The sequence below is a fragment of the Bradyrhizobium sp. USDA 3311 genome (assembly GCF_054062495.1).
Genome location: NZ_JBSSFI010000001.1, coordinates 7367512 through 7384934, shown reverse-complemented (window position 1 = coordinate 7384934; position 17423 = coordinate 7367512). Strand labels below are relative to the sequence as shown.

Here is a 17423-nt window from a genome sequence, read left to right as displayed (position 1 = left end):
GCTTTGAGCGAGTTTCTCCAGCATCTGATCAACATGCTCGTGCTCGGCGGCACCTATGCGCTGCTTGGCATCGGGCTGACGTTGATCTTCGGCATCATGAACGTGGTGAATTTCACGCATGGCGTGCTCTACACGTTCGGCGCCTACATCATGTTCATCGTGGTGCAGCAGGTCGGGCTGAACTTCTTTCTGGCGTTGCCCGTCGCCGTGCTGGCCGGATGGCTATTGGGGGCGGCTATCGAGCTGACATTGCTGCGGCCGCTGCGCGGCTCCGACATCGACACCACGATGCTGGTGATGATCGGCGCCTGGATCGCGATGCAATCCGGCGCGCTGTGGATCTGGGGCGGCGTTGCCAAATCGGTGGCGACGCCGTTTCCCGAGGCACCGCTGGTGCTCGGACCTGTCTCGGTGTCCTGGCTGCGGCTGTTCGTGCTTGCCGCCGCGGCATTGCTGATCCTGGTGACGTATCTCCTGATCAACAGGACGAGCCTCGGCCGCGCGATGCGGGCGACGTTCCAGGACCACGACACGGCCTCGCTGATGGGCGTCAATGTCGACATGATCTACACCTCGACCTTCGCGATCGGCTCCAGCCTTGCCGCCGCGGCGGGGGCTCTGCTCGGGCCGGTCTACGTGATCTTCCCGCAAATGGGTGATCTCGCCGCCGTCAAGGCCTTCGCCATCGTCATCCTCGGCGGTCTTGGCAACATCACGGGTGCGGTGATCGGCGGCTTCATCCTGGCGCTCGCCGAGGAGCTCGGCGCGGGCTACGTCTCATCAGGCTATCGGGACGCGATGGGCTTCGTGATCATCATCGCGGTTCTCATCTTCAAGCCGACCGGCCTGTTCGCGCGCGCGGAGCGCGTCGGATGAGAATAGCCCTCACCATTCTCGCCGTCGCGGTCCTTGCCTCGGTGCCGCTTTGGCTGCGCGATCCCTATCTCCTGAATGCGCTGATCACGACCGGAATCTTCGTCATCGGCGCGATGAGCCTCAATCTTCTGCTCGGCTTCACCGGTCAGCTCAGCCTCGGCCACATCGCCTTCTTCGGCATCGGCGCCTATGTCAGCGCGCTGACATCGCTCGGTTTCGACATCGGCCTGCCCGGGGACCTGCGTCTGGTTCACGCGCCCTGGCCGCCCATCGCGGGCTTCGTGCTCGCGATCCTGGTTGCCGGGCTGTGCGGTTATTTCGTCGGACTGCTCTCGTTCCGCGTTCGCGGCGCCTATTTCGTCATTGTCACGATCTCCTTCGCCGAAGTCGTGCGGCTGGTCGCGCTGAACTGGGTCGAACTGACGCAAGGCCCTCTGGCGCTGACCAATATTCCCTCCATCGCACTGCCGTTGCCCGGCCTCGGCGAGCTGACGCTGCGCACCAAGTTGCAAAACTACTATCTCGTGCTGGGCGTGGCTCTCATCGCCTATCTGCTGATCGCGCGTCTCGTTCATTCCCATTTCGGCCGCGCGATGCGCGGATTGATGGAGAATGAGACGCTCGCGGTCTCCGTCGGTATCGACGTGACGAAGACGCTGACGCTGGCGGCGGTGATCTCGGCCGCGATCGCTGGCGCCGCCGGCAGCCTCTATGCACACTACATCCGGATCATCGATCCCGAAGTGTTTGCCTTCATCAACACCGTCACCATGGTCATCATGGTCATCAGCGGCGGCAAGGGCTCGCTGGCCGGTCCCGTCGTCGGCGGCCTGATCTTCGGGCTGCTGCCGGTCGCGCTGCGTCCGGTCATGGCGCCGGAGGCGCAGTGGATCGCCTATGGCGGCGTGCTGATCGCCATCCTGTTCGTGCTGCCGCGCGGCATCGTCCCCTCGCTCGCGCAGCGATTTCGCAGGAGACGGAACGGCACGACGGCGCTGGCGCCGGTGGCGCTCACAGAAACCGCCGTCAAGGAGCGGGCGTGATGACGGCACGCAGCGTTGCCATGACGATCGAGCAGGTCGCTGTCCGTTTCGGCGGGCTCGTCGCCATCTCCGACATGAGCTTCACCGTGGGCGAGGGCGAAATCGTCAGCCTGATCGGACCGAATGGCGCCGGCAAGACCACGGCCTTCAACATCATGACCGGTTTCCTGACGCCGAGCGCAGGCCGTGTCACCTATCAGGGCACGACGCTTACCGGATTGAAGCCGCACGAGATCGCCGATCTCGGCCTGATCCGCACCTTCCAGCGCACCAGTGTGTTTCCCAACGACACCGTCTACGACAATCTCCTGATCGGCCTGCATCGTCAGGGCCGGGTCCGGCTGCTCGACGCCATCCTCGGGCTGCCGGGCGCGCGCGCCTCGGAGCGCAGACTGCGGCAGCGGGCAAGCGAGCTGATCGAATGGGTCGGTCTCGAACGCCGTGCCCACGATGCGGCCGGCTCGCTCTCCTACGGCGAGCAGCGCCTGGTCGGCGTTGCGCTGGCGCTCGCGGCGGAGCCAACGATGCTGCTGCTCGACGAACCCGTCTCCGGCATGAATGCCTCGGAAACCCACCGGTTCGTCGAGCTCATTCGCGACATCCGCGGTCGCGGCATCACGATCCTTCTGGTCGAGCACGACATGCCGATGGTGATGACCGTCTCGGACCGCATCGTGGTGCTCAACTACGGCCGCATCATCGCCGAGGGGACGCCGGACGTGATCCGCAACGATCCCGCCGTGATCGAGGCCTATCTCGGACATGGAGCGGCGCGTGCTTGAGATCCGCGACATGGTGTGCGGCTATGGCGGCGTCACCGCGCTGCGCGGCATTTCGCTCGACGTGAAGGCCGGGCAACTGGTGGCGCTGATCGGGGCCAACGGCGCCGGCAAGAGCACGACGCTGCGCGCGATTTCCGGACTCGTGCCGCCGCGCGCAGGGCAGATGCGGTTCGAGGGCATCGACATCACCGGGGCGAGGCCGCCGCGCGTGCTGGCGAGCGGGATCGCGCATTGTCCGGAAGGGCGGCGCGTGTTTCCGCACATGAGCGTCGAGGAAAATCTCGACATGGGGGCTTACCTCCGTCGCGGTTCAGGCGAGATCGCAGCCGATCGCGATCGCATCTATACGGAATTTCCGCGGCTCGCCGAGCGGCGCCGGCAGGCGGCGGGCACGCTGTCCGGTGGCGAGCAGCAGATGCTCGCGATCGGGCGTGCGCTGATGTCGCGGCCGCGGCTGATCATGTTCGACGAGCCTTCGCTCGGCCTTGCCCCCAACATCGTCGAGCGCACCTTTGCGATCATCCGCGGCATTCGCGATGCCGGCACCACGGTACTGCTGGTCGAGCAGAACGCGTTCGCCGCGCTCGAGATGTGCGACCACGCCTATCTGCTCGAGAACGGCCGCATCGTGTTGTCCGGCGCCGGCACGGAGCTGATCGAGAACGAGCATGTGCGGAAGGCCTATCTCGGTGGATGACGAGGCTGTCCATTCGGACGAGCCGGCGTGGATTCCGGTCTGTGACCTCAGCCGCCTGAAGGCAGAGATCATCGTCCGCGTTGCCGGGCGCGATATGCTTGTGATCTGGAACGAGGGCGATGTCGTCGCGTGCGACCGTGCCTGCCCCCACGAACAGGCCGATCTTGGTCTTGGACAGGTGACAGCGGGGCGGCTGCAGTGCCCGCGCCATGCCGCATCATTCGATTTGCGCGACGGGGCGATTACAGCGGGCTGGCCAGGTCCGCCATTGCGGCTCTATCCGGTCAAGGTCACGGGAGAGCAAATCTGGGTTGAAGAGCCTGAGCGGCGATCGGGGCGATGATGTCATCATGCCCCTGTTTTGCCCGACGAGTCAAAGCGAGGCGCGCCGTAGATTTTGCCTTTGGAAACAACGGCGTTCTACTGTGCATGGGGTTGTTTTCGCGTTTTTAGTCCAGCAACCGGCGTGCAGCCGCCACCAGAACGCCGTCAGGGCGACGCAGCGCCTCGAGAATGGTGAAATGGTCGGCGCCTGCGACCGGAATGAGCTTGCCGGGCGCCTGCGCGGCCGCACGCTTCTCATGAAGGTTGATTGAATCCAGCACCAGGGCGGGGAGTTCGTTGCTGCCATAGGCGATGTCGAGCCGCTTCTGTGTCACGGGCAGGCGAAGCGGCGAGAGCTTGGCGATTTCTTCGTCCGTCAGCTTCAGCGCGCTGTTGAGGCCGGTATCGCGGATCGGCGCCAGATCGTAGACGCCTGATATCGCAAGCCCCGCATGGACGCGCGGATGGTCCAGCGCCATCGCCACGAGATGGGCGCCGGCGGACCAGCCCGACAGCACGACCGGCCCGCCGATGCCATAGGATGCGCCATGCGCGGCCAGCCAGTCGAGCGAACGCGGGATTTCGGCGACGATGTCGGTGAGGGACACTTCAGGCGCCAGCGAATAGCCGGGAATCGCAACCGACCAGCCATGGGCGGCAACGCCTTCGACCAGCATGGCGAACAGTTCACGCGAATTGCGCTGCCAATAGCCGCCATGCACGAACACCAAGCAGGGCGCATCGGGCTTTGCGGCGGGGTAGAGATCGATCTTGTTGTTCGCCCGCTCGCCGTAAGGCAAATCGAGATGGGACTTCAGCGTACCGCGCAGCCGGCTGGAAGCTTCGTTGCGCTCCGCGATCAGGGCAGGGCTGTTCTTGACCGCCGCATTGTTGTCATAGGCGGCGCTGCGTTCCGCCTGGGACAGTTCGGCCCATTTGCTGCGGGGATCGAGCGGCCGATGTGTCGAGCTTGTGTTGTTGACCATGGAGTCTCCGAGCGGCCGATCGTGGCAATGACCGGCGTCGCTCGCTCCTGTCTGCCACGAATCCCGCTCGAATTGCAGATCGCTCGTGCTCAGACGAGGGATGCGCCGATCGCGGAACTTGTTTCAGCTGGCGATGGATGGACGGGTCCGGGGCGGCAAAGCCGGCGATGGAAATTGACGCGCAAAGGCGCTGGTCTTCGGCTGAACACGCGATCCGTCGATCACCTCCAGCCGGCCGCAGCGGTTCAGGGTGTGCAGCTTTCGGCCGGGCCATGCGGGTCCCGGCTTCAGAGAGTGGCGGACGATCTGCTTGAATGTCGTGGGCGACAGTTCGATGACCTCCGCCAGGGCGAGCGCCGCGCCGTATCCGTCGGCACAATTCTGGACCGGGCGCCACAGTCTTTCGTTGATGGTGACGAAATTCCCGGCCGGTCGCGTACTCGCGCGATCGATCAGGACCGGGTTGCTGGCATGAGGCAGCCAGGGGCCGAGCAGGTGGTCGGCGTAGTAGATCGCAAGCGAATCCGAATAGCCGCCGGCTCCGTCGCGCCAGGCGCCAAACAGGTAGTTCAGGCCGTTGTGCCGCGTGATCGTCGCGTCGGCGAGCTCCAGGCCCGAAAGCAGCGTCGCATGCCGCTCCCATTGGTCCGGAAACCGAACGCATTTGTAGAGGGCGACGTCCCCGTTGATCGAGCTCTCCGGGATCATCCACAACTCGCCGTCGCCCTCGATCAGGAACGGATAGGAAAGGTGCCAGGGCTCTTCCAGCACGGGCATGACGTCGCCGACTGGACCGGTGTCACCGAACTCGATCGCTGAAATGATTCCCTTGCCGACCCGGTGATCGAGATCTTCAAAAAAGACGAACGTTCGTCCACGCCAGGTGACGGGAAAGGGATCGGCGTAGAAGTGGTTTCCGGGATCTCCCAGAACGTTCCAGCGAGGCCCGGATAGATCTCCGGTCTGCCAGACGCCTGCGCCGTCATTGAAGCGCCATCCGATATGCCAATGCGGGGCGTAGCAGCAGAGGCGATAGATCTCCTTGGCGATCGAGACGGCGAGGCCGCGCACGACGTAGCCAACAGGTCCACGTCGGTTCGTGGCGCCGGCAGGACGCGACAGCTGTGGCAGAATGCGCGGCCGTCCCGACAGGATTGCCGCCACCATGGTCAGGGTTCGCGCCATGACCGTTTCGAGCGCGCCGCTCAGGCCGGCTGCAGTTTCTCCCGACGGGTGGCCGCGATCGAGGACGGCGCCGTCGATCTCGTTGACGATGTCGATCACCGGCATGTCGCCGGCAAGAATGGCGGCGAGCGCGGCGTTTTCTCCTGCAGTTCCGTTGAACAGCGGGCGCAGATACAGCGAAGCCGAGCAGTCCCGATCGCGCGCGCCGCCTGTGAAATCGACGATCACGTCGGCCGTGCCGGTGCGAGCTAGCGTCCGCTCGGGAATGATCTTCAGCCCGTCGGCACCGCCGGGTTTGCCCTTGTGCAACACCATGCGTTCGAGCGCGAACAGCGCGTCGAGACCCGCAGGCCGTGACTCCGCCGTCGCCGTCCAGGCGATCTGGACCGGAACGTCCCGCCCGTCGACCGACAGCGTCTCGCGGTGCATCCACCGCCGCGCATGCTCACGTTCACAGCGAAACTCGATGATCATGTCGAGCCAATCTATTCCAGCGGATCAGGTCAAATGACTTGGCCGAGAATTCGAACGTATTCCTCAACCATGGAGTCCACCGAATACCGCAACCTCAGGCCTTTGGCGTTTTGTCGCAGTTCGTCGCGCAGGGTTTGGTCGGTCAGGAGCTTCGAGACGGCGGCCGACAGCTTCGCATGATCGGAGGCATCCACGAACAGTGCTGTCGGTTTGCCTTCGAAGGACAGCACCTCGCGCAGGACGGGAAGATCGGTGACGACGGAGGGAACGCCGGCGTTTGCGGCTTCGACCGCGGCAAGGCCGAAAGTCTCGGCTTGTGTCGGAAATACGAACACGTCCAGGCAGGCGAGAAAGTCGGCCATCTGGCGCGGGGTGATTTCCCCGAGCAGATGCAGTCTGTCCGAGACTTTCAAATCATCCGCCAGCTGCCTTAGCCGAACCTCGTCGGCACCCTGGCCGGCCAGTGCGAGATGCCAGGACGGTTGATCCGGCAGCAGGCGTATCGCTGCATCGAGCCGCTTGTGCGGGTGCAGCCTGGCTGCGCAGCCAAGCAATATGCGGTCCGGCGGAAGATTGAACTTCTGTCGCGCAGCTTCCTTCGGCAGGGTGAGGGCCTTGTCGTCGAAGCCGTGCGGGACATGCACCATGCGCGACCGGTAGGCCGCAGGGTAGCGCGAATATTCGCGCTGCATGTCCAGCGAGTTCAGCGTGATGCAGTCGAAGAAGCCGAGGCTGCCCATGACGATGTCGGCCGTGCGGATCGGCCAGCTCATCGACAGTGCGGACGACACCTGATTGGCGATGACGGGCGCGCGGCAGACGAGGCGAGACACGCCCGCGCCGATGACGTTGCCGAAATGCTGAAAGGTCAGAACGGCGTCGGGCCTGGTGGTCCTGATATGACGGCCGAGCGTCCACAGCATTTGCAGCAGGGCCAGTGGATGTCCCGGCCGGCGCGATGCGCAGTAGAGCGTATCGGGCGGCTCGTCGAATGAATCCGATTTGCGGAAGAAGAACAGATTGGTGACCCGATAGCCGCGCGCGGTCAGGCCGGCGCCGAGTAGCCTGGAAATCTCCTGGGCGCCCGCATTCTCGGCTTGCGTCTGGACGAGAAGCACGTGCGGCTTCGGTCGGCCGCTGCCCCGACTTGCGAGTGCTGCCGCGGTCGACGGCAGCTTCGGTGCCTCGCCCAGTTCTGCGCCTGGCTGGTAATGCAGCACGGATCCCGACCCGCTAATGAAACGTTCACCTTCTTAACGCCGTACCTATCATGCGAGCGTCGCGCGGACACCGGCTAGCAACAAACGGAGTTAATGCCCTGTCCGCCGGAACGGCATCGTTCACAGGAGAATGGCAGCGGTTTGCGGACGGTGCGAAGCGAGCGCGTTAACCAATTGGTCATCTTCGCGCGGAGGCGGGTAACCGCGGATTAACCATAGATATTTACGGTGGCGCAGGCCACTGAACAGTGCTTGCCAGTTGAATCCGAGTAAAGTCCATGACGTTCGGTCGCCGCGCAGACCCGACAAGTTCCGGATCGACCGGTGTCTCCGCGTCGTGGCAGACTCAAGATGCGTCGAACGGTGAGGCTGGCGGAGCCGCAGCCCGCCTTGGCGGTGTGCTCACTGCCGCAGGCGCGCTCTCCTTCATTCGGGACAATGCTCGCCGTATCCTGGCGCTCGCTCTTGCGATCTTCGCCCTCGGCGTCATCGTTCTGCTGGTGATCCCGGTTCGATTTGCGGCGACCGCGCTGGTCGTCGTCGATCCCCGCGAACAACGCGTGACCGCGGATCAGGACGTTCTGCCGGGCATAGGGCAGGATAGCGCCGCGCTGCAAAGCCTGGTCGAAGTGGCGAAGTCCGACGGCTTTCTCAAGCCGCTGATCGAGCAGCTCAAGATTCGGGATGACGAGGACATTTCCGGGGGACATACCGACCCCGCGCGCCTGCTCGAGAGGTTCCGCAACCGTCTCGACATTTCCCGCCGCGGGCTCACTTACGTCATCGCCATCCGCTTCACGTCGAACCGGCCGGAGCGGGCGGCCTATTATGCGAACGCGATAGCCGAGGCGTTCGTCGCGAGCCAGAGTCGCAACCGCACCGATGCGACCGACGAGGCGGCCGACTGGCTCAGTGGCCGGCTCAAGACATTGAACGACCGGTTGAGGGCGTCAGAGGACGCCGTGGCCACGTTCAAGCTCGAGCACAGGATCGTCAACGCCGGCAAGGATTCCACGACCCAGCAATTGCGCGTGACCGAGCTGTCGCAGCAGGTCGCCGCCGCGCGCGCCCGGGCCGAAGAGGCCAAAGCCCGCTACGAGCAGGCGCAGCGCGACGTCAAGGCGAATGTCGAGGGTCCGGCCAAGCAGGATCTCCTGAGCGCGCTGCGCGCGCAGCGGTCGGCGCTCAATGATCAAATCGCGCAGAAGCGCGCGGTGTTCGGCGATCGCCATCCCGACCTCGTCATGTCCTACAGCCAGCTGAACGATCTCAACAGGCAGATCGAGGTCGAGCGGGCCAAGAGCATCGACACAGCAAAGTCGGAGTACGAGGCCCAGCGCGAACAGCAGAAGGCCCTCGAAGGCCAGATGAAGGCGGCTGAATCGCAGCTCCTGGTCGACGGTCAGGCTCTGGTCAGGCTCCAGGAGTTGCAGCGCGACGCCGAGGCGAACAGAAACATCTACGAACAATTCCTGTCGCGCTCGAAGACGACGAACGAGCAGCGTCTCCTGCAGAGCTCCCAGACCAAGATTGCGTCGTCCGCCATTCCGCCGCTTCGCTCGACCCTTCCGCCGCTGCCCTTGCTGCTTGCCGCGCTCGCGATCGGCTCGCTGCTGACATCGACGGCGGTCGTTGCCGCTACGGGACGCCGATCGGACAAGCCCGTCGAAGACGTTCGTGCCCCCGATCCGGCTCCGCGCCAGCCCGCGTCGTGGCCACGCCCGCCCGTGTGGGCCCGCATTCCCGACTTGCTGCCGGGCGATGTGCCCCGAAACATCTGGCAAGGTCCGGTCTCAGCGACGGCTGCGCTCGATCTCAGTCCACATTTGCGCCCGCTGCTCGACCGGCTGGAGAAATTGCCGGGAGCCCGGGGCAAGGTCGCGCTCGTGATGTCAGTCGGCAAGCGGGCCGGCGGCAACACCGTCGCGCGGTCGCTGAACCGGTGGGCGGTGAACAAGGGGAAGTTGAGCGTCCTGATCCGGGTCGAGCCGGACCTCGGTGGTGCCGCGGTTAGCCTCGTCAAGGAGCAGGCGGACGGCATGACCACGGCGGACTTTCGCAGCGTCGACGCGCTTCTGGGCGCCGGCAAGCGGCCCGAGGCGTCGCCCGCGGATGACATTCGTTCGGAGTTCGATCTGATCGTCGTCCACGCCACCTCGCTGGCCTTGCAGCCGGAGGCGGCGGCGCTCGCCGCTCACGCTGATCTGGTCGTCCTGGTCGCTTGCGAAGACGCGGTCGATTCCGCTGCAATGCGCAGGGCAATGGCGGCGCTGTCCCGCTTTGGCAGCGTGCCGACCGGGCTCGTCATCAATCGTGTCCCGCCCGATCCGTCGGCGGCGCGTCGTCGGGGCGAAGTGTTGGGCCTGGCCGGTTGATCGACGCCTAATCGCCGGAGTCGGCACCGCGGACCGCAAAGGCGCCGCGTTTCGATGCCGAGAAGCGCAGAAGCACGAGAATTGAAGGGTCGACTCCGGTTCGCCGGCGACAGAGGATGTTGAGCGCGATGGTCGCGAACGCCAGCGACACGGTCGCCGAGATCGCCGCGCCAAGCACGCCGAGCCAGGGAATCAGGACGAGAAATCCGACCAGCCGCAGTGCGACGTTCGCCGCGACGACGGGGACATAGATGCGCTCATGGCCGGTCAGCTGCAGGATCGCGGCGGATGGACCGCCCGCCGCCTGGAAAGCGGTGCCGATCGCGAGCACGATCAGGACCCAGTGCTGTGCGGCGAAATGAGGCCCGAACAGGTTGAGAAGATGGGGGCCGCCGATCCAGATCAGGAGAAGTCCGCTGGCCACGCAAAGTGCGGTCACTTCCGCCATGAGCCGCAACGTTCGCCCGAACTCCTGGTGGTTCTTGCTGAAGTACAGCGAAGGAAGCCGACGCGCCCCGAAACTGTACAGCGCCGCCGACAGCATGGCGAAGATGTTGGCCAGGCGCGAGGCGGCGAAATAGATTCCAGCGGTCGCCGGATCCAGCATCCAGTAGACCAGGATGACGTCGAAATACTGGTTGGCCGCTTCCAGGATGGAAGCAACCCAGAAATGGAGCGCGCTGGCTCTCCAGCGAGAGGTCTCGTAACGCGCCGCCGTGCTGCGCAAGTCCGGCAGGGCTCGCGCAATGGCAACGACCTGCGCGACAAGGCCGACCGACATGGCGATCGTCATCACGGCGAACAACTCGGCGGGATCGAGCTGCCGATGGCCGAACAACATGGCAAGCAGAAACAGGACGACGATGACCCGCCAGAAGAGCTCCCGGTTTCCTTCGCCCATGAGAATGCTGACCAGCGAGCGGGCGATCTGGCTGCCGAGCATCAGTCCGGCATTCACCGCCGTGTAGGCCGAGAGAGCAAGGATCAGCAGCCACCAATCGCCCCTCAAGCTCGCGGCCAACGCGACCGCGGCGATCGCGATCAGCATCGCGACGGAGGTCATCTTGAAGCTCGACAGGAGGACCCCTTTGGTGAGGTCGGGCCTGTCTTCGACCTGATACTCGTTCAAAAATCGCACCAGAAGCGACTCCTGGCCGACCAGCCCCACGACCGCTGCGATCTGGGCAACGGAAAGCCAGGTCGCAAAGATGCCGAATCCATCAGGCGACATCGTTCGCGCCGCCAGCGAGAACAACGCAAACGCAAGCGCGCCGCTGCCAACCTTGAGGAGGATGGTCCCGACAACACCGCGCGTCACGTCGCGCCGCAGGAACTGGACGATGGATTCGATCATGGACGTTGAGGGACGACTTTCCCCTGGAGATACGCGCTGCGATGGCGGTGACAGCCTAGCATGGTGAAAAACCGCGAGTGTTAATGGGGCCTCTGGAGTCCTGTTGGTTGCGGCCGATGTCGGCGAAACATCCGCTGCGTCACGGTGGGACACCTTCGTTCCGGCTGTCCCAGTTAGAGCGCAGGCCGGCTTCGTCGAAAAGCGACGTGATGTCGCTCTGACGAGAAGCAGCCATGCGTTCCGCCGTGGCGTCGCCGAACACCGGTTCTTGTCGAACATCCCGAGCAAGACGCGTGCCGAAACATCGTCCGGCCAGATCGAGTCTTCGGTTCGTTAACCTCGATCGACGGAAATGATCGCGTTCGGTCCTGCGATGCGACATCAGGCGGGATAATTGCACATGGAACCACCGTTAACCGTGGGAGCCTGGACCATGACGGCGGATAGCACCGTGACTGAGCCGATCGCCGCAGCTGCGACCACGACGATCGTTGCGGACGTCGCGATTGTCGGAGGTGGCCTTGCAGGTTCGCTCGCGGCTGCTGTCCTTGCGCGGGCAGGGCATCGCGTCGCGCTGGTGGACAAGCGCGCGGTCTATCCGGACGAGTTTCGGGTCGAGAAGATCGGAGGCCCGCAGCTGGAGATGTTCCGCAGGCTGGGCTTCATCCGCGGCCTCGCGAGCGTCGCTTGTCCATACGATCAGGTGCTCAATGTCAGGGAAGGCAAGGTGGTCGATGTCAGCGTCGGCCAGGCTTACGGGCTTCCCTATGCCGGTCTCGTTGCCATGGCGCGCGGCCAGATACCCGATCCGTCCAGCCTCATCGTCGACGAGGTCACCGCAGTCACCTGTAGCGACGACGTCCAGCATCTGGAGCTTGCCTCCGGGCGCCGCCTCAATGCGCGTCTTGTCGTTCTGGCGACGGGCATGGCCGGAGCCCTCGGCTACAAGCTGGGCATCAGGCGGCGCGTGCTGGCCGCAGGCCACTCGGTCTCGTTCGGCTTCACGATCGCGCGCCGGGACGGCACGCCGTTCGATTTCAAGGCGCTGACCTGTTACGGCGAGCGCATTTCCGACGGCGTCGATTATCTCAGCCTGTTTCCGGTACCCGCCGGCATGCGGGCCAATCTCTTCATGTTCCGCGACCCGACCGATCCGGTCATGCGTGATCTGCGTCGCGACACGGAAGCGACGCTCCTGCGGCTGCTGCCGGGATTGCAGCCCTATCTCGGCGATTTTGGCGTGACGGACCGGGTCCAGAACTGGGTGATGGATCTGTCCGTCGTCGAAGGACACCTCCAGCCCGGCGTCGTGCTGATCGGCGATGCGTTTCAGACCAACTGTCCCGCCGCCGGAACGGGCGTAGCCCGCCTGCTGGTGGACGTCGAGCGTCTCTGCACCGAATATGCGCCGCGGTGGCTTGCGACCGAAGGCATGGGCAAGGAGAAGATATCGGAGTTCTATTCCGATCGCGACAAGATCGCCGCGGACCAGCAGTCACTGAAGATGGCGCGCTTTCGCCAGGCGCTGACGTCCCGCAACGATATCAGTTGGGACGTGCGGCGACGGTTGCACTTCCTGCGGCGAAGCATCACCCATCGGGTCGATCAGATGCGGCCGGGCTGGCTCGCGCAGGTCCGCAGCGCGCTGCGCGCCTGAGGGCCGCGGCCCTCCAGGGCCTCACGCCGGTCACTGCGTGGGCGTCGAGGTGCGGGTCGGCGAGAGCCTGAACTCCGAAATTCGCTTGGCGGCAAGTTTGAGCCAGGGCGCCTGCTTCAGCGCGAACAGGGATATCGCGCCTGTGGTGCTGCCGGCCTGCGTGACCGCCCACATCGGCGAGGCCTGCGCGCCGAACGATTTCTTGTATGGCTCGTCACCAATGGTGAAGTCGAGCATCTGATCCCCGCGCTCGATGCAGTCCTTCGCCACCTGCTCGAACATCAGCGCACCCAGGGACTGGCTCTTGTATCCGGCAATGTCGAAGGCACTCATGATGACGAGAAAGCTGTCGCGGTGCTGCAAGCCGAGCACGGCGGCGATCACCTCGCCATCCATCTTCATGGCATAGAGCCGCGCAAGGGAGCCGAGACCGCGGACCGCGACGTCGGAATAGAAGTCGTAGTATTCGGGGCGCTGGAGCAGGTCTCCGTCGCCCTGCGACTGGAACCGCGGACCGCGAAATTTCCTCATTACGTCCAGCGCCTCGAGGACGGCGGCGCCGTCGCTGCAGCACGAGAAGCTCAGCGCGCCCTTCTTCTGGAGCTGCCGATACTTCTTTGCGAGCTCCTTCTGATAGGAACGATCCATCGCACTGGCCCGCCATTGCTCGAATGGGGCGACGAGAACGGTCGCGTAGGCACTCGTGTCCATCGCGACGCGGCGGGGCGCGGCCAGAAGGTTCTCGATCGGCAGCCGCCCGTCCGGCAGCTTGGTCATGCGGAGCAGGTCGAAAGGGCGAACGAGGCGGCGAATCTCGGCGCATGCCTCCGCATCCCCAAGCAGTTCGGAAAACACCGTCGGACTGCAAACCGGCGCCAGATAGTCGGAGACGCGGAGATCTGCGAATTCGACGGTCCGTATCGGACCGCGCCGGATCCGGAGCAGGGGCAGCACCATCGCAAGGGCGCCCGTCGCGCGGTAGCGAACCACGACAACCAGAGGAGTTGCTCCCGCATGAGATGCAAGCCTGCTGTAGAGGGTGTGCAGCCAGAGCGGATGCTGGAACGCGGTGGCGGCCGAGTGGTCGAACAGCTCTGCATAGTCCGCCGACAGGAAGTCGAATGCCGGCTCGACGGCGATATCGAACGTGTTGCCAGGCGTGTTCATGCGTAACCAGGGAGGCCAGGGAATTCGGGAGTGCTCGATCGAGCTGAGGGCTTATAGCAGGGGAGTGACGGTCGAGATACCGAGGTGGTACGATTTGCATCAAATGGACTGAGCCGGGTTCGTATCGTTACCGAAGTCTTAAGGTTTCGCGGCCGCGGAGGCTGCGATGTGGAGACCTGGCCGCGCTAGCAAATAATTAACCGCGTTTAAGGAAGGTCAATCATGGCTAGCCTACAGACCGAGGTGGACTCCGGGGCTCCCGGGAGCGCGATCTGGAAGACGCGCAGCGTTGGCGTTGAGAAGATTGCCAGGGCCGCGATTGGCTGTTCGATCACCATCAACGTCGTCGCGTCGATGGGCACCTTCAACACCGGGCTGTTGCCGGCGGAGCTGACCTATCTGCAGCAGGCTGTCGCGGTCCTGATGTGGGGCGTCCTGATCTACGCCAGCGCATTCGTGCGTCCGCGGCTGCGTTTGCAGTTCAATCCCGATCTGATCGTGCTGGTCGCATTCTACGCCTTCGCCGTCATCTCCGTGTTCTGGACCAGCCTGAATGCTGCCGCGATCATGAAGAGCCTGGCGCTCGCGATGACGACCTTCGGTGCCTTCTGTCTCATCACGCGCATCGATATGGACGAGGTTGTCAGGGCCACGGCGTTGGGCCTTTTCATATTGGTCGCCGCGTCGGCCTTCGTTGCGCTCGCCGTACCCGATATCGGGGTAGACCACAGCTGGATGCATAACGGTCAATGGCAAGGCGTCTATGAATCGAAGCAGACCCTCGGTTTCGTCGGCGCGTATCTGATGTTCTTCGCCTGCTATCTGAAGATGAAGGGGCAGGGGTGGCCGGCTTTCCTCCTGACCTTCGTTCTGGCGTCCACATGTGTCCTCGCGTCGGAATCGCGGGGCGCCGGTGCCGTTGCCCTGGCCGCATGCGCATTGCTGTTGACCTCGATGTGGTCGGTCATCTGCATGAGACTCTATGCAGTCCTGCCGTTCGTCATGTGTTTGCTGGCCGGCGCGCTGATCTTCTATTTTTACGCGACGGAGTATGACGCGATCCATGTCGGCGACGCGTCCATCGATCTGACCGAACGGACGTTCATCTGGCACTACGCTATCAGCCATTTCGACGACGCGCCGCTGCTCGGCTTCGGGATCAACGGCTTCTGGACCATCCCGTCGATATACGACTATTTCGAGCAGAACCATGGCTGGGTGCTCGACAATTATCACAGCGGCTATATCGCGATCCTGATGGAGACGGGGTTTCTCGGCTACACGCTCTTCGCCGCGAGCATCCTGCTGTTTTCGAGCAAGGTTCTCCATCTGATTTCGGCCCGCGCGATCGACCGGTCGCATTGCGCGCTCATCATCGGATTTGTCGTTCTCAGCTTTCAGACCAATTTTACCGAGACGACGTTCCTTCGTTCGACGATGTTCACGTCGGTGCTGCTGGTAGCGTTCTTCTTTGCGACGTGCAGGCCTGTGCCGCAGACCGATCTCTAGTTTCAACGAATGGAAGCAAGATGAGAGCTATCCGCGCTCGCTGGACGAGAAGCTTCAATCTTGCGGCAACGGCAGTTTTCCTTGCGTCGTCTTGCTTCCATGCCCATGGGGCCGGGCAGGCTTCCCGTGACCTGCCGAAATTGGGGCGCGGAATCAATATTCTCGGCTATGACGGGATCTGGGAAGGCGGCCGGAACGCGCCATTCCGCCTGGACAATCTGACGGCAATCAGGAAGGCCGGATTTTCGCACGTCAGGATCAACTTTTTCGGCTTCAAGTTCATGGGCCCGGGGAACGTGCTGGACGAGATCGTTCTGAGGCGGCTCGATGCCGTCATCGAGGACGTCCTTGCAAGAAACCTCATTCCGATCGTTGACGAGCACGACACCCATATCTGCCAACGCGACGTTTCCGAATGCGGCGAGAAGCTCAGGGCATTCTGGCGGCAGATCGCCGAGCGCTATGCCGGAAAATATCCCGCGCTGGTCTTCGAGGTCCTGAACGAGCCTGGCGGGCAAATGACGTCCGGCGACTGGAATTCGCTCCTCAACGAATGTCTTGAAATCATCCGCCGCACCAATCCGGCGCGGCCGGTCATTGCCGCGGTTCTCAATACGGACGACATCCCCGTCGACGACCTGGCTCTGCCGGCCGACGACAGGAACCTGATTGTCACGTTTCACTATTACGCGCCGATACGATTCACGCATCAGGGCGCACCGTGGTCCCCGACGTTTTCGCGGATCGGGCCGCTGGATTGGGGCAGTCCCGACGACGAAGCCAAGGCTGCTGCTGACTTCGGGAAGATGAATCTCTGGGCGGAGAAGGAGAAGCGCCCCGTCTATCTCGGCGAATTCGGGGTGTACGAGCGCGCGCCATCCGACAGCCGCGCGAGATATTTGTCGTTCATGGCGAGAAGCGCCGACAGGCTTGGCTGGTCATGGGCCTATTGGCAATTCGACCATGATTTCGCGGCCTTCGACAGCGCGCGTCAGGCCTGGAAGCCGGACATCCTGCGTGCGCTGATTCCGCCGCAGCGTTGAAGCGGAAGTCGCGATTACGCTGCACGGTCCTGTCGGCCGTCGCCGCGAAATCTGCAGCGCTCTCGCCGTTCGCAATCGCCTAGCGTGGCGCGTCACCAGTCGATCAAAACCATGTGGCGATCTCCCGGAGGCGTCGATACGCCGTCTCGCGCGCGGTGAGGATCGGGTCCGCCGGGCCGGTGGTCGGCCCGATCGGCACGAAGCGCACGTCGCTGATGCCAATGAAGCGCAGCGCCTCGCGCAAATAGGGTGTCGCCATGTCGGTGCGGCCGCGGTTCATGCCGGTGACGAAGTCGCTGCCGCTGGCGAGAATGACGAGGGTCGGCCGGTCCTTGAGCAGCGGGAGGTATCCCGACGCCGGGTCGTACCGGAAGGTAAGCCCGGGCTGGACGATGATGTCGAACCACTGCTTGAGCTTGTAGGGGATGCCGAAATTCCACATCGGCGTCGAGATCAGCACGCGTTCGGCGAGCGACAGGCGCGTCGCAATGCGCTCGGCCTCGGCAAAGCTGTCGCGCTGGGCGTCGTCGAAGGCCTGGGCCTTCATCCGCGCATATTTGGCCTCGACAATCGGCCCCGCGAACTCCGGCATCCGCTCCCGCCAGAGATCCATGACGTCGATGTCCCAGTCGGGACGCGCCTTGTGAAATCCGTCAAGGAAGACGCGCGCGCCGGCGCTCGACTCCGAGTCGGGGCGCGGCGAGCAGGAGAGGTGCAGGAGCTTTGCCACC

General features: G+C 63.9%; 15 protein-coding genes. 9 read left to right on the top strand and 6 right to left on the bottom strand.

Going from position 1 to position 17423, the window contains the following annotated elements:
- Positions 1 to 3 precede the first annotated feature (3 nt).
- From ACVWW6_RS35435 to ACVWW6_RS35415, 5 genes are read left to right on the top strand one after another with little or no spacing between them, the layout of a single operon-like run.
- A complete protein-coding gene (locus ACVWW6_RS35435; RefSeq protein WP_456682346.1) occupies positions 4 to 876 on the top strand; it encodes a branched-chain amino acid ABC transporter permease in 873 nt (290 codons plus the stop codon).
- Positions 873 to 1919, top strand: a complete 1047-nt coding sequence (locus ACVWW6_RS35430) for a branched-chain amino acid ABC transporter permease (protein WP_456682345.1) — start codon at positions 873 to 875, stop codon at positions 1917 to 1919. Before ACVWW6_RS35435 ends, ACVWW6_RS35430 begins: the two co-directional genes overlap by 4 nt.
- Positions 1919 to 2701, top strand: a complete 783-nt coding sequence (locus tag ACVWW6_RS35425) for an ABC transporter ATP-binding protein (RefSeq protein WP_456682344.1) — start codon at positions 1919 to 1921, stop codon at positions 2699 to 2701. The genes ACVWW6_RS35430 and ACVWW6_RS35425 overlap by 1 nt, the downstream gene beginning before the upstream one ends.
- Positions 2694 to 3398, top strand: a complete 705-nt coding sequence (locus ACVWW6_RS35420) for an ABC transporter ATP-binding protein (RefSeq protein WP_028172051.1) — start codon at positions 2694 to 2696, stop codon at positions 3396 to 3398. Before ACVWW6_RS35425 ends, ACVWW6_RS35420 begins: the two co-directional genes overlap by 8 nt.
- Entirely contained in the window at positions 3391 to 3741 is a 351-nt protein-coding gene (locus ACVWW6_RS35415; protein ID WP_456682343.1) for a Rieske (2Fe-2S) protein, read from the top strand. Before ACVWW6_RS35420 ends, ACVWW6_RS35415 begins: the two co-directional genes overlap by 8 nt.
- A gap of 106 nt (positions 3742 to 3847) precedes the next feature.
- On the opposite strand, the gene ACVWW6_RS35410 is transcribed toward ACVWW6_RS35415, so the two are convergent.
- From ACVWW6_RS35410 to ACVWW6_RS35400, 3 genes are all read right to left on the bottom strand, one after another.
- On the bottom strand, positions 3848 to 4708 hold the full coding sequence (locus tag ACVWW6_RS35410; protein ID WP_456682342.1) for an alpha/beta hydrolase: 861 nt from the start codon (positions 4706 to 4708) through the stop codon (positions 3848 to 3850).
- A 123-nt stretch (positions 4709 to 4831) separates the two neighbouring features.
- Complete coding sequence (locus tag ACVWW6_RS35405) at positions 4832 to 6367, bottom strand: glucosamine inositolphosphorylceramide transferase family protein (RefSeq protein ID WP_456682341.1); 1536 nt, start codon at positions 6365 to 6367, stop codon at positions 4832 to 4834.
- A gap of 29 nt (positions 6368 to 6396) precedes the next feature.
- Positions 6397 to 7587, bottom strand: coding sequence for a glycosyltransferase family 4 protein (locus tag ACVWW6_RS35400; RefSeq protein WP_456682340.1), 1191 nt, complete (start codon positions 7585 to 7587; stop codon positions 6397 to 6399).
- Between the two features lie 278 nt (positions 7588 to 7865).
- On the opposite strand from ACVWW6_RS35400, the gene ACVWW6_RS35395 reads away from it, so the two are divergent.
- The gene (locus tag ACVWW6_RS35395) at positions 7866 to 9962 is read left to right on the top strand and encodes a GumC family protein (protein ID WP_271556071.1); all 2097 of its coding nucleotides are present in this window, start codon (positions 7866 to 7868) and stop codon (positions 9960 to 9962) included.
- A gap of 7 nt (positions 9963 to 9969) precedes the next feature.
- On the opposite strand, the gene ACVWW6_RS35390 is transcribed toward ACVWW6_RS35395, so the two are convergent.
- The gene (locus tag ACVWW6_RS35390; protein ID WP_028172046.1) at positions 9970 to 11316 is read right to left on the bottom strand and encodes a lipopolysaccharide biosynthesis protein; all 1347 of its coding nucleotides are present in this window, start codon (positions 11314 to 11316) and stop codon (positions 9970 to 9972) included.
- Between the two features lie 433 nt (positions 11317 to 11749).
- On the opposite strand from ACVWW6_RS35390, the gene ACVWW6_RS35385 reads away from it, so the two are divergent.
- Positions 11750 to 12973 (top strand): FAD-dependent oxidoreductase, encoded by a 1224-nt coding sequence (locus ACVWW6_RS35385; RefSeq protein WP_404523003.1) that lies wholly within the window; start codon positions 11750 to 11752, stop codon positions 12971 to 12973.
- Positions 12974 to 13003: 30 nt separating this feature from the next.
- On the opposite strand, the gene ACVWW6_RS35380 is transcribed toward ACVWW6_RS35385, so the two are convergent.
- On the bottom strand, positions 13004 to 14140 hold the full coding sequence (locus ACVWW6_RS35380; RefSeq protein WP_404523000.1) for a GNAT family N-acetyltransferase: 1137 nt from the start codon (positions 14138 to 14140) through the stop codon (positions 13004 to 13006).
- Positions 14141 to 14362: 222 nt separating this feature from the next.
- On the opposite strand from ACVWW6_RS35380, the gene ACVWW6_RS35375 reads away from it, so the two are divergent.
- On the top strand, positions 14363 to 15649 hold the full coding sequence (locus ACVWW6_RS35375; protein WP_456682339.1) for an O-antigen ligase family protein: 1287 nt from the start codon (positions 14363 to 14365) through the stop codon (positions 15647 to 15649).
- A 20-nt stretch (positions 15650 to 15669) separates the two neighbouring features.
- Complete coding sequence (locus ACVWW6_RS35370) at positions 15670 to 16692, top strand: glycoside hydrolase family 5 protein (RefSeq protein ID WP_456683218.1); 1023 nt, start codon at positions 15670 to 15672, stop codon at positions 16690 to 16692.
- Between the two features lie 103 nt (positions 16693 to 16795).
- Here ACVWW6_RS35370 and ACVWW6_RS35365 read toward each other — a convergent pair whose 3' ends face one another.
- Positions 16796 to 17422 carry an FMN-dependent NADH-azoreductase gene (locus ACVWW6_RS35365; RefSeq protein ID WP_456682338.1) on the bottom strand — a complete coding sequence of 209 codons (627 nt, stop codon included), beginning with the start codon at positions 17420 to 17422 and terminating at the stop codon, positions 16796 to 16798.
- Position 17423 lies beyond the last annotated feature (1 nt).